Origin of the sequence: Acinetobacter sp. NyZ410 (assembly GCF_022828975.1) — a bacterium.
Classification (GTDB): domain Bacteria; phylum Pseudomonadota; class Gammaproteobacteria; order Pseudomonadales; family Moraxellaceae; genus Acinetobacter; species Acinetobacter guillouiae.
Genome location: NZ_CP094620.1, coordinates 282,648 through 297,964 on the forward strand (window position 1 = coordinate 282,648; position 15,317 = coordinate 297,964).

A 15,317-nucleotide genomic window follows, 5' to 3' on the forward strand; every position below is an offset into this window, starting at 1 on the left:
TGTCTTAAAAAATAAGAAAATTAAAAAAGAAACTACAGCGCATGAATTTCGTGGGAACGAAAAATATTTACAGATCTTAGTCTAAGAAAAAGGTGATGAATAGTTCCTTTTCTGCAACGCTGTATTGCAAAAATGGCACGTAAAATTTTAAAAAATGGCCCATTAAAAATAAGGCATAGAAATCATTCAATATATTTTTATGATCTGTTTACGTTGGTTTTTTAGCCACTTTCTTAAATATTATGATAGTTATTGAACAATGAAGAAATTCCTTCAAGGAATTTCTTCATTGGCTGAGTTTATTTGTTGGGAACTTCACAAGACTCATCAGCACAAACAGGGCCATCCTGTTGTTCGATTTCAGCATCATTTGCAGTTTCAAGGGCTTTTTCTAAAACTTGTACAAAGACTTCACGTGGTTGAGCACCCGCTAAAGCCACACGTTGATCAAAGACAAAGAATGGTACACCTGTTACTTTTAATTGTTCATGAGCAACTTGTTCATCGAATTTTACAAAGTCAGCATATTCTTCAGAGTCTAGAACATCATCAACTTCGATCGGATTTAAGCCAATACGAGATGCGACATCTTCAATTGTTTCACGCTCACCAATCGGTAGGCCTTGTGTCATATAGCTATAGAAAAAAGCTTCTTCTGCTTCTGAGCCTAAACCCTTACTTTGTGCAAGGTGAATGATACGATGGGCATTAAAGGTATTTCCTGAGTTGGCATTTTCCCAGTTAAATTGGATGCCTTCTTCTTTCGCCATTGCTGCAATATTGCGTTGCATATCTTCGACTTCAGGGATGCTACGTCCATATTTTTGCGCAAGACGTTCAGAGTTTGAAACTTCTTGACGCGTAGGTGCTTCAGGATCAAGTTCAAAACTGTGCCAATGGACTTCAAGCTCAATACCTGCTTGTTCAGCAGCAGCTTCTAAACGTTTTTTACCGATATAGCAAAAAGGACAAACCACATCTGACCAAATATCTACGCGCATGGGAAATCTCTAACAATCTAATTCTGGATTATGATGGGGTTTGTTTGCATAAATTTAAAGTGAAACTTTTAAGCGATGCCCATTTTAAGCTTATTCAGCAAAGGTTATTTATTGTTATTTTGCATAATTAATATACAAAAAAGAGTCGCTTAGGATATTCTAAGTAATCTATAAGGATGTTCGGAGCTTGGTATGCGTCGACTTTTGATTGTTTTCGGTATCATTTTTCTGGCTGTTATTGGATTTTTCTACTATGACCATACTTCAGTAAAGAATGAAGAAGCCAATCGCCAAGCATTTGATTTGGTGATGACTGAAAAAATGCGGCAACTTTCTGAACAAGCTCAAGACCGCTCTAAACCAGTAAATATTGATATTCATGATAATCGGCTTAAGGGGGACTACAAAACCTTGTCCGAATTTTTACTCAAATATTGGGCCAAGAATATTGATACACGAAACACTTATTTAAATCAGCTCGCAGCGGCCAAATGGGATCATTTTTTAGATGTAAATCGTTTGGATGCTGACCGTAAACAGAACTATGTCGAAACAACACAGATGCTGGTGACTGTACGACAAGCGATGCAGCAATATCAGCAAAAAAATAGACAAAATAAAATTGAGGCTTTAAACGAATTAAAAAAAATAGATTTGCGCAAGGACCTCAAAAAACCATTACAGGATAAGCTCGAACAGAATGCTGAACTTGACCCTGAAAATACCTTAATCTTAAATGAGCTACAAATTTTAGGTAAAGCTGAAACCATGTTTGATCTGTTAAAAAAATATGAGTGGCAAAAGCAGGGCAATCAAATTTTGTTTAAGGAAGATGCTCAAGTGAAACAATTTAATCAGTTGTTTCAGGATGTACTGAAATTGAATAGCCAAATCAATCAGAAAAAAGAGCAAAATGCGGAAGTATTAGAAGAAGCCTTGTAAATTTTAGAAGTAAATGAATGAAAAATATAAAAGAATGGCTGTTTTTTGCAATATGTATACTGCTATTGCTGGGGGGAATTGGCTATGTCTACCAGACGCCAATTCTCGTTCAGCAGGATTGTAAAAGTGTTGCTTTATATCGTTATCATTTTGGTGTGTATCAAATTGACCGAGACTCCATTCTGGATGTCGATACTGATAAAAAGGTTTATGGATGGAAGCATTTTTTAGGCTTAGCCCCTATTTTATGTGCTGAACAAATGGAGTATGACCAATGTGTCTTGGAGGAAAAGCAAGCGGCTTTAAATGCTGAACAAGAAAAACAGCAATGGACCCTTGTGCGGGACAATTTATATATCAATCCTCAACGAGAATTGGCTTTAAAGTTTCCTTATGCAAATCGTTGTAGCATATTTCTATCTGAACATGTTTTGCCCAGCAAAAGCCTGTCAATTATGGGTGAGCGTTTTTATCGACATTTGGGTTTTGGTGGTGAAGATGGGCCTTCTTTGAATGACACTATAGATTTAGCGAGCTTTAAGCAGTTAAACCCTTCTAATTTGTATAAAGATAAACGGCATGTTTATCGCTACTTTAGCATGCTGGATGGGGGCAGTTTTTCTATTTTGGAGGGTGCAGATGCCAGTAGTTTTGAACTGCTCGGAGATTGCTACGCAAAAGACAAGCATCATATTTATGAAGAACGTTTTGGCAAACTTGAGGATGCAGATTATGCAAGTTTTAAAACCAAATCTGATGCGGGATGTGTTGCACAGGATAAAAATGGCTATTGGTTTTGGAATGATCGAAAGGCTTGGAAAGATATGAATAGTGAAGAAAAAGAGCGGGCCAAAGCACTTCAATGAGGTTGATCTCAATTAGCGCTTGGTTTCTTCAACTTTTCCTTGCACTAAAAAAGATGTTAATAGGCTTTGAGATTTTTTGAGTTTGACTAATTTTTCTGAAATATGTTCTAACTCCATTTTTAATGTCTCTTTGGCAACAGGGCATAAGGTAAATTTTTCCTCAGCCAAATTGAAACATGGCAATAATAATTTAATGTCTTTTAAATGCATGCCGGCATCATTGAGAACTTTAATTTTTTGAATATCCTCGATGTTTGCTTGATTATAATCTCGATAGTGATTCGCTGTTCGTTGCGGACGAATTAATCCTAGCTCTTCGTAATAACGGAGCATACGCGGGCTGACTTGAGTTATCTCAGCAACTTTAGCAAGATTCATAATCGACCTCTTATAAACTGAAACGGATCAGTTGGAAAAAATTTATCGGTGGCTCTATTCAAGCTGTTGAATGAGTAAAACCTATTTAATCTTTATTTTAGAATTTTAACAGTATTTACCGTTTATCTGAGCTTTAGTGAATCTCGCTATAATTTGTTATAGCCTATTTAATAGACAATATTAAATGTATTGAATCATTTTATTGAATGTATAGGATGATTTATTTTTTAGGTGAAATGTATGAACTTTATCAAAGTTTCGATACTTGCAACGGCTCTTTCTGTTTGGTTACCCACTGTACAGGCAGAAGAAGTTGCCTCATTGCCTACCATTAAAGTGATGGCGGATTCTGAATTGCGTCAAGAAGCTGTAGGTGTTGTTCCTTATCAAGAAGATAAGGATGTACGTAAAGCGTTACAACATCAGATCATTAAAAAAGAGAATGAGATCCAAAATTATGTGATAGGCGATAATTTTGCTGTGCTTGATATGCAGCCCAAAGCCTCTGAACCGAATATAAATCAAATTTCTTCACCATTACTCAGAGAGTATGTTTTAGCTGTGGCTGCCGGTTTGCAGTCCTCTGATCCAACGTTAGGTTTGTTTACCATGATGGAGCCACTTTCGATGGGGATGAATCGCGAGAAAGCCTTAGAAGCAGTTCGTAATGGAACGTTTAAGTTGAATATCGATGCTGACCGTTTACAGCTAATGTTTGGGGATAAATGGAAGAAATAGATAAATATAACATGAGTTTTTTATAGGTAATTTATTACTTTCTTTACTCTTCTTAAGAGAGATAAAGCACATAGGTGAATAAAGTTAAAGATAAGAAAATTATATAATTTGGGGATATGCTTTTTAATACTTGTTAGCAGGTGAATATATATTTATTGTCTAGATAGTGTACTAATATTAAAGAAGAATCACAAAATTTGAGATATTAATAGTTGGGCACCTATTATAGTGCCCAATAAATAACAAAATTGCATTTATACGAGTATTTTATGATTAATTTCTTCAAGAATATGCTGGATATGTCGATTTGTATCGATGGTTATCCACGTTTCATGACCTCCTGAGGTTCTTTCTCGGTTACTTACTTTTTTAATTTCAGAATCTGCCCAACTAGAGGGGTCATCCTCAAAATATGTTGAATTAACTATTTTAGTCGCTAATGTATGCATTTGAGAAAAGTTGTGATCAATTTTAATCATATGCCCACGTGCGATATAATAATGATTATCTGTGGTATAACGAATCTTTCCATTTGCATTATCGCCAGCTGGAATATTTTCTTTACCGCTTGGCGCTTTAACACCATAATCACTATATTTGAATGAATAATTTGGAAAGATTTTTATTAAATTTTGCCAAATTAAAGACTCTTTCCTCAATAATAGACCACAACTGTCAGGTTCTTCTACCGCCTTATCAATAGTTTCGGGGATGCTTGAACCGCTTATGACGATAGATAAAGGACTTAATTTACAAAGAGTTTCAGCAATTCTCTGTGTTTTATCAAATAATTCCGGAAGTGATTTTTTAACAATACTTTTTAAATCTACTAAAAGTAAACATTTTTGTGGTATCGCTTTAATACCAGACAGAATATCTTCTATTTGCTCTAAAAAATAATCTGGGTCATCACTATCATCTAATGCTTCACCATCCAAACGGATAATAAAATATGGGGCATTTTTAAACTCAATTTTTGATAAAGTTGTTCGATAAGTGGAGTCTAGGCTATTGAACCATCTATCGTATCCAATAATAGGTACGACATTAATACTTAGCTGGATTAAAGAGTTATAACTATATTCAAATACATGTCGACCATTTTCTAAAGTCTGGTCATTTGTACTGTAGTAATAAGTATCAATAGCTATCAAAGAAATATTGGTAGTCCTGATTAAATTTTCTAAAGATTTAATTTTTTTATTAATAAAAATTTCTTTAGATGTTTTTTTCCAATCCCCTACAGGAATTTCAAAAATTGGCATAATATGCTTTTTAACACTATCGTTGAGATGTTTTAAAGCAGTAAATTCACCGCGTTTTGCGGGGAAAATAGGAAAATAAGTATGTAGGGGATTCATGTAATCACTCCATATGGGTTAATTCCGCATTAAAAAATTTTTTCACTTCATTTTGTCCTAAAAGATCATTAAAGATAGTGTAATCATTTAGTTCACTTCTTAGACGACCTGCGATAATTGCAGGATGGATTCTTAGCTCTTTTGCTAAAGAATATATATTGTCTCTAGTTGGGGTTAAGAAAGCATCACTTGTTTTCCAAATGCCCCTTGGTATGAAAGCTTCTCTAGCTAATCTATTAGCTTCCGCTTCTTTTTTATCTACAGAGTTATATTCGAGATCATCAATGAATGTGTCATTATCATCTAAATGTTTCATTACATGAGCTAATTCATGTAGTAAGGTAAACCAAAAATTATCGAGTCTGTCGTAACGTAGAGATAGCGCAATAATTGGTTTTCCATCAGAATCTTTCAAACAAGCCCCATCCACACGAGTACCTTTTAAATGGGGTTCTATAACAACAGAGATTCCAATATCTTCGATAAGTTGAACAGCTAATACGGGTCCATTTTCCAACCAGCTTAGTTGGGCTATTTCTCTTAAAAAATCTCTAGTGACTAACTCTTTTTTAAAAACTTTAGTAGAATATTTATGTGATCTACTTTTTTGAACCACTCCAGATAACCAGGCATGTAAAGCAAATTTTGTATTTGGGGAATATGCTTCACCATTTAAGTTTCTCTTATATGAAGTAGATGAAAAATTTAAACCACTTTTGTTTAAATATTCGCCAACTATTTCTGCGATTTTTTCTTTGTTTGGAATTTTAATCCATCCTCTACTTTCCATTTCTTTGATTGGAAATTTTTTCCAATCAATTTCTGAATTAGAAGAAGATCTTGCATGTGTTGGTGAAATTAAAGTTTCAACAGGTATATTTAAACCTATAGAGATAGCTCTAATCATTTCAACAGTTAATTTTCGTTTTCCATTTAACACTTCTGAAACACGACTTGTTGTCCCAAAATAAGGAGCTAGATCAGCTTGTTTAAGATTTAATTCCTTCATACGGAAAGTAATTGCATTGATTGGATCAGGAATATCTAGCTGAAAGTGTTTTGTTTCATAATCTTGAATTAATAAACATAATAGGTCTAAATGATCTTTGGCAGTTTGATCTTTAGATGTATCGACATCTATTAAAGCTTCAACTTGTTCTAAGTAAGCCTTGTATTGCTCGATTGTCCGGATGACTTTAATCTCTATAGACATTAATCAGAACTCTTAACTTCTTTAATAATAACGATTTCATTAGTGAGACATATTTTAAGAATCACATATAAATTGGTATCCAAAATGGAAATTTTATAAAGATTATTTTGGAGGTGCTCCATGCGAGGGTACATTCTAAAAATGTCATCGGGTTGGCGCCATGAAGTTTGTGAGACTTCATTTTCAAAAATAGAAATCCACTTAAGTGCTATTTCAGATAAATGGTTTCTATTGATTCTCCCCAGTAATCTCATACAACCCTTAAAGATAAGTTCCCAATTTGGGAATATAGTAAAACAAAATTCCCAATTTGGGAATAATTTTATGAATAAAAAAATCCCCGCATTAAGCGGGGATTTTATATCTTGGTATTTAATTAAGAATTAAACACGTTCGATAATTGTCGCGATACCTTGACCAAGACCGATACACATGGTTGCAAGACCGATTTGTGTATCTTGTTGCTCCATCACGTTCAACAATGTCGTGGTGATACGTGCGCCAGAACAACCCAATGGGTGACCCAATGCAATCGCACCACCGTTTAAGTTGATCTTGTCTTGCTTGTCATAGATGTTCAAGCCTTTCATTACAGAAAGACCTTGAGCAGCAAATGCTTCGTTTAACTCGATGGTTTGAATGTCTTCCATCGTTAAGCCAGCACGTTTAAGCGCTTTCTGTGTTGCAGGAACAGGACCATAACCCATAATCGCAGCATCACAGCCTGCAATCGCCATAGAGCGAATCACAGCACGTGGCTTAAGACCTAAAGCTTGAGCACGTTCAGCAGACATCAACAACATTGCTGATGCACCATCAGACAATGCAGAAGAAGTCGCAGCAGTTACAGTACCACCTTTAGGGTCAAATACTGGACGTAACGCTTTGAATGCTTCAAGGTTTGCATCTGGACGAATGACTTCGTCGATGTCGCAAAGGATTTTGAAGCCATTGGCATCATGACCTTCAACACCCACGATTTCGTTTTTGAAACGACCTTCCTGAGTTGCAGCCCAAGCGCGACGATGAGATTCAACACCAAACGCATCTTGTTCGTCACGGCTAATGCCGTTCATACGACCTAACATTTCAGCAGTTAAGCCCATCATGTTAGATGCTTTCGCATAATGCTTAGATGCTTCTGGGTTAAGGTCGATGCCGTGCATCATACCAACGTGACCCATGTGCTCTACACCACCGATGATGAATACATCACCTTGGTTGGTTGCAATTTGCGCCGCAGCAGTATGGATTGACTGCATAGAAGAACCACAGAGGCGGTTTACAGTTTGACCACCAACAGTCTTCGGTAAGTCAGCCAATAACACGATGTTACGGCCAATGTTCATACCTTGTTCTAGGGTTTGGTTAACACAACCCCAGATCAAATCTTCAACTTCATTGACATCAAACTGGTTACGAGCAACTAAAGCACGAACCAATTCAGCAGATAAGCTGTCAGCACGTACATTGCGGAACATACCGTTTTTGGTTTTACCCATTGCAGAACGTACGCCATCAACGATGACAACGTCACGTGGATTTAAAGTAGCCATTCACGTTGCTCCTTAACCGTAGAATTTTTTGTTGTTTGCAGCCATGTCACGCAACATTTGTGGCGCTTCATAAGCCTTACCTAAGTGTGCATATTTGTCGCAAAGCGCAACATATTCAGCAACACCTGTTTGGTCGATGTAACGCGCTGGACCACCACGGAATGGAGGGAAGCCTACACCCATGATCATTGCCATATCTGCTTCAGAAGCAGTAGAAACAATGTTGTCCTCTAAGCAACGAACAGTCTCGTTACAGAACGCGAGCATCATACGGTCAATAATTTCTTGAGCATCAAACTCGTGCTTTTCAGTTGTTGCCATCGTTGCAACAAGCTCATACGCAGTTGGATCAATAGATTTCGCTTTCTTACCTTTACGATCAAGCTCGTATTTGTAGAAACCAATGTCATTTTTTTGACCAAGACGTTTGTTTTCGTACATGATTTCGATCGCGCCTTTATAGTCAGGCTTCATGCGGTCTGGGAAACCTTCAGCCATAACTTCAGCACCATGCACACCAGTGTCGATACCCACAACGTCGATCAAATAAGCAGGTCCCATAGGCCAGCCGAATTTTTCCATGACTTTGTCAACTTGTTGGAAGTCTGCGCCATCTTTAAGCAGAAGGTCAAACGCACCAAAGTAAGGGAACAATACACGGTTTACAAGGAAGCCAGGGCAGTCGTTTACAACGATTGGTGTTTTACCCATTTTCTGAGCAAGAACAACAGTTGTCGCAATTGCTTCTTCAGATGTTTTCTCACCACGGATCACTTCAACCAAAGGCATCATGTGAACTGGGTTAAAGAAGTGCATACCCACGAAGTTTTCAGGACGAGTCAATGCATTTGCAAGACGCGTGATTGAAATCGTAGAGGTATTTGAAGCAATGATCGTATTTTCACGAACTTTTGCTTCTGTATCACGTAACACAGCTTCCTTGATTTTAGGATTCTCTGTGACTGCTTCAATCACGATGTCGACTTCTTTAAACTCGTCATAGCTTAAAGTAGGACGGATACGTGCAAGTGTTTCACCCATTTTTGCAGGTGTCATCTTTTTACGTTCAACTTGTTTAGTCAACAAGCCATTCGCTTCAGACATACCCAAAGCAAGCTGTGGGTTACCGATGTCTTTCATGATGATTGGTGTGCCTTTGCTTGCCGCTTGGTAAGCAATACCGCCACCCATAATACCCGCACCTAAAACAGCTGCTTGGTTAACAGGGTGAGCACCTTTTTCATGTTTTTTAGATGCTTTTTTCACAACTTGGTCATTGATAAACAAACCGATCAATGCACCAGCTTGTGGTGTAATCGCAGCTTTAGCAAATGCTTCAGCTTCAATTTTTAACGCTTCATCACGTTTTTGGCTTACACCAGCTTGAAGTGAATCAAGAAGAAGTTTTGGCGCAGGGTATTGAGCAGGGTTTGCTTTCGCAAGGACCACACCTTTAGATGAGTTAAACGCCATCATTTGTTCAAGCATGTCTAATTTAACAGGCTCTAATTTTTCTTGACGTTTTGCTTTCCAGTCTAAACGACCAGAGATTGCTTGTTTAACAAGATCAATCGCAGCTTCTTGGAGTTTGTCAGCCGCAACAACTGCATCTACAGCACCGTCTTTCAGCGCAGCATCTGGACGTTTGTTTGCTGAAGTCGCGATCCACTCAACCGCATTGTCAATACCAATCAAACGGCTTAGACGAACAGTACCACCGAAACCAGGAATGATACCCAGTTTAACTTCTGGTAAGCCCACTGTTGCAGCATTTGACATTACGCGGTAGTCACATACCAAACACATTTCAAAACCGCCGCCCAATGCAATACCATTGATCGCAGCAACTTTAGGAATCTCTAGATCTTCAAAAGCGTTAAAAATCTCGTGAACAGGCATTGCCCATTCAACAATTGCACTTTCACCTTGCTTAAAATTTTCACCAAACTCAGTGATGTCTGCACCAACGATAAATGTTGATTTACCAGAGGTAACGATGAGACCTTTCACTTCACTGTTATTTTTTACAGCTTCAATAGCAGCTTTAAAGTCTTCAATCGTTGCACGGTTGAATTTGTTAACCGACTCACCTTGTAAGTCAAAGCGGAATTCTGCAATTCCGTCCGAAAGCAATTGGACGGTAATGGCATTGCCAGCGTGGATCATGCCCTGATCTCCTTTTTTGGAGGACTTCTTAAGTTGATGTTTTGAAGTGTGTATGCAATTCCCGCACACATTTCGACTTCACTAATCTTACGATAACTATATCTAAAAATAACCTAACAAGTTGTATCAAGCCGTGACGCAAGGGTCATCAATTTTTTTTGAGTAGAAGATTAAATTAAGCTTTTAAATTTTAAGAATTTTATAGGTTCTTTGCATAAATATTTGAAATTTATTGATTTAATGTAAATTCCTTTGAGCATTTCTTTACAAAAATGAATAAGAATAGCCATCCATAGTGATTCATTTTTTTTGTCATTTAGGTCAATTGGTGTGAAATTTAATTATATGTTTAGAAAATCTTTATAATCTATTGAGTGTTTTGTATTATATATGTAATATTTGCTTGGTATTTACTCAAAAAAAGAACCCATTATGAATACACAAAACAAGAACCTCGTATTTACAGCTATTTTTTTATCCTTGTCTTTGGTTGGATGCGGTGGAGGTAGTGACTCTTCATCAGATAATTCGAAACCTTCAACAGCACAAGACAGCTTGGATAATGGAACACGCTATTACGCTGTTAATTATGAATTAGATGATGACTCTGATAACTTGACTATGGAATATTATGAGATTTTCAATAAACAGTTTAAGAGTTCTGACGCTAACAAATTTCTAGGAGAATATATATTAACAGCCAACAAATTATATACTCCGCGTGAGATTGCACCGAATACAGTTGCATTAAACTCTATGACTTCATGGACCTCAACCTTAATTGGTAATGTTAAAACGGATCTTAAATTAGAAAAAGTTGATGTCTCAGGAAAAAATATTTTTGATACGGTTTTACCTGGCTATCGTAGTTTAGGTTTCGACAGTGAAAATAATTATAATGAAGCACGAAAATTATTAGCTTCATACGGCAATGATCGTTTTCCACAGGGGAGTAACTGTTATCGTTTTATCTCTCAAAAGAACAACCAAGACTATTTTAGTTTCAAGACAGATACTGAATCGAAGCGAACATTTGAAGAATTAAAAGAAGCAAGTTCTGGTTATGTTGATTTTTTAAATCAACAAGCTAAGCCATTAGACCTAACCTATCGTTATTCAAGTGGTAATTGGCAAAATGTTCCTTGGACAACTATTTATGAAACTGATACGGGCATAACGAGTGATGATTATGTGGCCGTTAAATATCAAGATAAAACATATTTGGCTAATTACGAAAGCGACATTGAATGGACGAGAGCCAAAGAAATTAAACAATGGGAAAAACTGCTAGCCATAGCCACAACAGACAAACAAAGAAGAACAGCAACGTTAAATATTGAACGGTTCAAGAATGGGTGTTTTATATATAACACGCAAGCTGCATCAGCTTTGGCTTCTTTAAGACTGATTGATTGGAATAAATAAGAAAACAACTTAGATGTCTGTCTCATAAAACTTAAACCAAATTTGTAGAAGTGACTACAAATTTGGTTTATTTTTAATAATAATTAATAAAAACATACAATTAGGTCATTATGGCTTTTTGATTTATAGGTTTGTTATAATTTGTAGAAACATTCTCACTTTTTGAGATTTAAAATTCTATCAGCACATGTTGCTTGATTAACCTGATTAATGAAAAGAGTGCTGTATGATTAAATGGATCATATTGGCGATTTTTGTGATTTCTGCTTTGTATATCCAAAATCGCGGTAAAGTGCGACATTCGTTTTATCGTCAATTTTTTGACCATTCAACGATACTCGCACCAATTAACTTTCTCATGTATATGTTTTCAAAAGTGCCGAATCAGCCGTATATCGACACACAACATTTTAAAGATTTAAAAGTGTTAGATGAAAACTGGGAAATGATTCGTGAAGAGGCGCAAGCGTTATATGCCAAAGGTGGAATCAAGGCTTCAAGTACATATGATGACTTAGGCTTTAATTCATTCTTTAAAACAGGTTGGAAACGGTTTTACCTAAAATGGTATGACTCAGCGCATCCGTCAGCAGCAGAGCTTTGCCCTAAAACAACTGAATTGCTGAAAACCTTGCCAAGTATTAAGGCGGCAATGTTTACAGAGCTTGCACCTGATAGTCGATTAGTGCGCCATCGTGATCCTTATGCAGGTTCATTGCGTTATCACTTGGGGCTCATTACGCCAAATGATGATCGTTGCTTTATTGATGTAGATGGTCAGCGTTATTCATGGCGTGATGGTGAAAGCGTGGTTTTTGATGAAACCTATATTCATTATGCTGAAAATACCACAGACCAAAATCGTATTATCTTTTTTGCTGATGTAGAGCGTCCATTAAAAACAAGATTTATGCAGCGCTTTAATCACTGGTTCGGTAAAAAAGTGATGACAGCTGCCAGTTCTCCAAATGAAGCAGGTGATCAAACAGGGGGGTTAAACAAAGTTTTTGGTTATGTGTACCAAATCCGCATTAAAGCCAAAGCCTTGAAAAAAACCAATCGTCAGTTGTATTACTTTTTAAAGTGGTTCTTGATGTTAGGGATTTTCTTCCTGATTTTTATTCGACCATATATGTCACAGATCATTGCATTTTTTGAAAAAATGATTTGATTTAAAACGCCCACCAGGGCGTTTTTTTAATAACAAATTTTGACTTGAGTTTAACGTTCGATTTTTTTAATTTACTTTCATAATTTATAAAAGCGCTGGAAAACACAAAATGTTTAAAAATTTAGCCTCAGAAATGATTGGTATGAGTGATATTGGAACAATTATTGAGCCACATGATTTCAATAAAACAGATATTGATGATTATATTTTTCATGAAGATAACGAGAAAATTTTCTTTGTCATCAAAAGTAAAACAGATGAATATTGCTTTACCAATGTGGCCTTTATGCACCTAGATGGTAAAAGTGCGATCAGTAAAAAACGCATGTTGTATCGTTACTTGTATAAGCACAATCCAATTAAAAATGTACTTTTGGAAACAGCAGGTACAGTGGATTTAGATGCTGAAATCAAGTTCCAATTAGGTGAGCAGCATTTCTCTATCGATATTGATAAAAAACAAATCGAGAAAATTCGTGATCTCTATAAAGCATTATTTACCATTGGTGAAACCTGCAAAGAGATCAATCGTAAACGTAATGTGCTATTACAAAGCACTGATAATGTGCAGAAAATGTTTAACTTACGAGAGCTTAGTGAACAGGCAATTTTAAATTTACCTGAAATTATCAATCAGACTGCGCAACAAGTTGAAGATTATGCCAACCAGCGTATTCGACAGATTGAGAATTATGATTTTTCTGAAATTTTTGATCGCTATTTAAAAAATTGATGTTTAGACATTTAGTCAAAAATTAAAACGCTCGGAAGGGCGTTTTTTATTATGTAAATTGATGATTTTATAGTCATATTTAACTCGAAATTCAGATAGAATAATATTTTGTATGGGGAAACTTTGAAGAGCGTGATGCAAAAATTTCATACTAAAATTGATTGGTGGATTTTAGGCTTTTTAATCGCAATGACAGGTCTGCTGATTCAATTGCTTTATACCATGTATGCAAAAGGCACTATGGTTGAATATCCTGAGCATACAGCGGTGTATATTTTAACTATTGCGGTGATTTGGTGGCCAGTTTTCAATACACGCTATATCGTTGAAGATGAAGATTTGATCATTCATAGTCTATTTTTAAAATGGCGTATCCCATTGGCAAATATTCAAAAGATCAGCAAAACCAATAATTCAATTTCATCACCTGCATTATCTTTAGATCGTTTGAAAATCGAATATATGAAAGACGGAAAAATCAAACAGGTCTTGGTTTCTCCAAGAGATCAGCAGGCCTTTCGTCAGGCAGTAGAAGTAAATAGTTCTCAGATTTAAATAAACAGATAATAGCGATCGTGTGTGATAAATATTTCAGAATCATCATAAGAAGTGAATCATACGGGTATTGAAAGTTCTTTCTCCCATTGGGAGAAGGCTAGGATGAGGGGCTTTTATGTTGATTTATGGTTTTAAAAGGGATTTATAAAAGAAGCTTAAAGTACAAGGCCTAACTGAGACGAGAGTCTCTTGAAATTTACTTTAATAATCAACTAAGTGAAAATAAAAAACAGTCGAAATTTAAGCGATTTACACTTGTGATTTTATCAAATATTGGTTAATAATGATTCAAAATAAATAGTCGAGTGAACCGCTATAATGAAAAAAACAATATTTTTTATAATCAATGCTTTAATTTTAACAGCGTGTGGTGGTGGATCGGATGATTCAAAAAGCGAATCAGATAAATTTGATACCCTATATTCATTTCAAGGTGGAGGCATTGACTTACTATTCGGAGCAAAAACTTACCATATTAATGAAAATAAAAATCTCTTGATTCAAGATGCTTCTATAGAAGAAACTTCAAAATATTATCTAACACACAATGCGATTTCGACATTTACCCCACCACAATTAGATCAAAATACATACTTGCTGGGTGAGTCTGCAACATTTGATGGAACGAAATTACAATATTCCGTGAGTAATTATATTGCTGAACAACCTTTGGTTTTATCTTATCAATATAAGAAAATTGATGTCTCTGGGCAATTGATTACGGATGATATTTATAATCCAATCCGCCAAATGAGGAGTAGTGCAGCAGGTCAGATATTACTTACAATCTTAGGGTTAGGTTATTCGCCAAATGAAGTATTTCCAAAAGGCTCTATTTGTTGGCAAAGTTTGTCAGCCAATAGTAATCAGGAATATATTGAGTTCTTACCGTATATCGTTGATGCAAAGGTATTTGCAGATTTAGAAATAGAAGCAACAGGAAATTGGAATAATGTGGCTTGGACGCGATTCAAAGACAAGGAAAACACCCTATATCGCAATGTAAAGCTCACAATAGATGGAAACGACTATCGTGGAAAATATCATCCTCAAAATGAATTTTTTTATCATAAATCTGATGAATTGGCGTGTAATTGGATGAACCGTATCGCCTATAAAGCTGCGAATCAGCCCTTTAAAAAATGAAAAATCAATATATGTTCCAATAGAAAGCGCAAGTAATTCACTCAAGTAGACTTGAAAAATGGA

Annotated in this window: 14 protein-coding genes; 8 read left to right on the forward strand and 6 right to left on the reverse strand. The window is 36.0% G+C overall.

The features are described from left to right. Window positions 1-299 precede the first annotated feature (299 nt). A complete protein-coding gene (locus tag MTO68_RS01310) occupies window positions 300-1,001 on the reverse strand; it encodes a DsbA family oxidoreductase (protein WP_004818526.1) in 702 nt (233 codons plus the stop codon). Between the two features lie 192 nt (window positions 1,002-1,193). On the opposite strand from MTO68_RS01310, the gene MTO68_RS01315 reads away from it, so the two are divergent. Continuing rightward, window positions 1,194-1,943, forward strand: coding sequence for a hypothetical protein (locus tag MTO68_RS01315; protein ID WP_004818529.1), 750 nt, complete (start codon window positions 1,194-1,196; stop codon window positions 1,941-1,943). Between the two features lie 17 nt (window positions 1,944-1,960). Continuing rightward, the gene (locus MTO68_RS01320) at window positions 1,961-2,809 is read left to right on the forward strand and encodes a DKNYY domain-containing protein (protein ID WP_244014701.1); all 849 of its coding nucleotides are present in this window, start codon (window positions 1,961-1,963) and stop codon (window positions 2,807-2,809) included. Window positions 2,810-2,821: 12 nt separating this feature from the next. Here MTO68_RS01320 and MTO68_RS01325 read toward each other — a convergent pair whose 3' ends face one another. Further along, window positions 2,822-3,187: a MerR family transcriptional regulator gene (locus tag MTO68_RS01325; protein ID WP_244014703.1), complete on the reverse strand. Its 366-nt coding sequence runs from the start codon at window positions 3,185-3,187 to the stop codon at window positions 2,822-2,824. A 240-nt stretch (window positions 3,188-3,427) separates the two neighbouring features. Between MTO68_RS01325 and MTO68_RS01330 the strand changes: the two genes are divergently transcribed. Then, the gene (locus MTO68_RS01330; RefSeq protein ID WP_244014705.1) at window positions 3,428-3,925 is read left to right on the forward strand and encodes a hypothetical protein; all 498 of its coding nucleotides are present in this window, start codon (window positions 3,428-3,430) and stop codon (window positions 3,923-3,925) included. A gap of 254 nt (window positions 3,926-4,179) precedes the next feature. On the opposite strand, the gene MTO68_RS01335 is transcribed toward MTO68_RS01330, so the two are convergent. The 4 genes from MTO68_RS01335 to fadB all read right to left on the reverse strand — a co-directional run bounded on the left by MTO68_RS01335 (window position 4,180) and on the right by fadB (window position 10,221). Then, window positions 4,180-5,286, reverse strand: a complete 1,107-nt coding sequence (locus MTO68_RS01335) for a beta family protein (protein WP_244014707.1) — start codon at window positions 5,284-5,286, stop codon at window positions 4,180-4,182. Between the two features lie 4 nt (window positions 5,287-5,290). Next, on the reverse strand, window positions 5,291-6,499 hold the full coding sequence (locus MTO68_RS01340) for an ImmA/IrrE family metallo-endopeptidase (RefSeq protein ID WP_244014709.1): 1,209 nt from the start codon (window positions 6,497-6,499) through the stop codon (window positions 5,291-5,293). Between the two features lie 383 nt (window positions 6,500-6,882). Next, window positions 6,883-8,055, reverse strand: coding sequence for an acetyl-CoA C-acyltransferase FadA (gene fadA, locus MTO68_RS01345; protein ID WP_004718442.1), 1,173 nt, complete (start codon window positions 8,053-8,055; stop codon window positions 6,883-6,885). 12 nt (window positions 8,056-8,067) lie between these two features. Then, a complete protein-coding gene (fadB, locus tag MTO68_RS01350; protein ID WP_004818537.1) occupies window positions 8,068-10,221 on the reverse strand; it encodes a fatty acid oxidation complex subunit alpha FadB in 2,154 nt (717 codons plus the stop codon). 432 nt (window positions 10,222-10,653) lie between these two features. Here fadB and MTO68_RS01355 point away from each other — a divergent pair, with 432 nt between their 5' ends. The 5 genes from MTO68_RS01355 (at window position 10,654) to MTO68_RS01375 (ending at window position 15,254) form a co-directional block, all read left to right on the forward strand. Next, on the forward strand, window positions 10,654-11,646 hold the full coding sequence (locus tag MTO68_RS01355) for a hypothetical protein (RefSeq protein ID WP_244014711.1): 993 nt from the start codon (window positions 10,654-10,656) through the stop codon (window positions 11,644-11,646). Between the two features lie 226 nt (window positions 11,647-11,872). Then, the gene (gene lpxO / locus MTO68_RS01360) at window positions 11,873-12,817 is read left to right on the forward strand and encodes a lipid A hydroxylase LpxO (RefSeq protein WP_004718437.1); all 945 of its coding nucleotides are present in this window, start codon (window positions 11,873-11,875) and stop codon (window positions 12,815-12,817) included. A 109-nt stretch (window positions 12,818-12,926) separates the two neighbouring features. Next, window positions 12,927-13,550: a PH domain-containing protein gene (locus tag MTO68_RS01365; RefSeq protein ID WP_244014713.1), complete on the forward strand. Its 624-nt coding sequence runs from the start codon at window positions 12,927-12,929 to the stop codon at window positions 13,548-13,550. A 135-nt stretch (window positions 13,551-13,685) separates the two neighbouring features. Next, window positions 13,686-14,105, forward strand: a complete 420-nt coding sequence (locus MTO68_RS01370; protein WP_244014715.1) for a PH domain-containing protein — start codon at window positions 13,686-13,688, stop codon at window positions 14,103-14,105. Between the two features lie 321 nt (window positions 14,106-14,426). After that, on the forward strand, window positions 14,427-15,254 hold the full coding sequence (locus tag MTO68_RS01375) for a hypothetical protein (RefSeq protein ID WP_244014716.1): 828 nt from the start codon (window positions 14,427-14,429) through the stop codon (window positions 15,252-15,254). Window positions 15,255-15,317 lie beyond the last annotated feature (63 nt).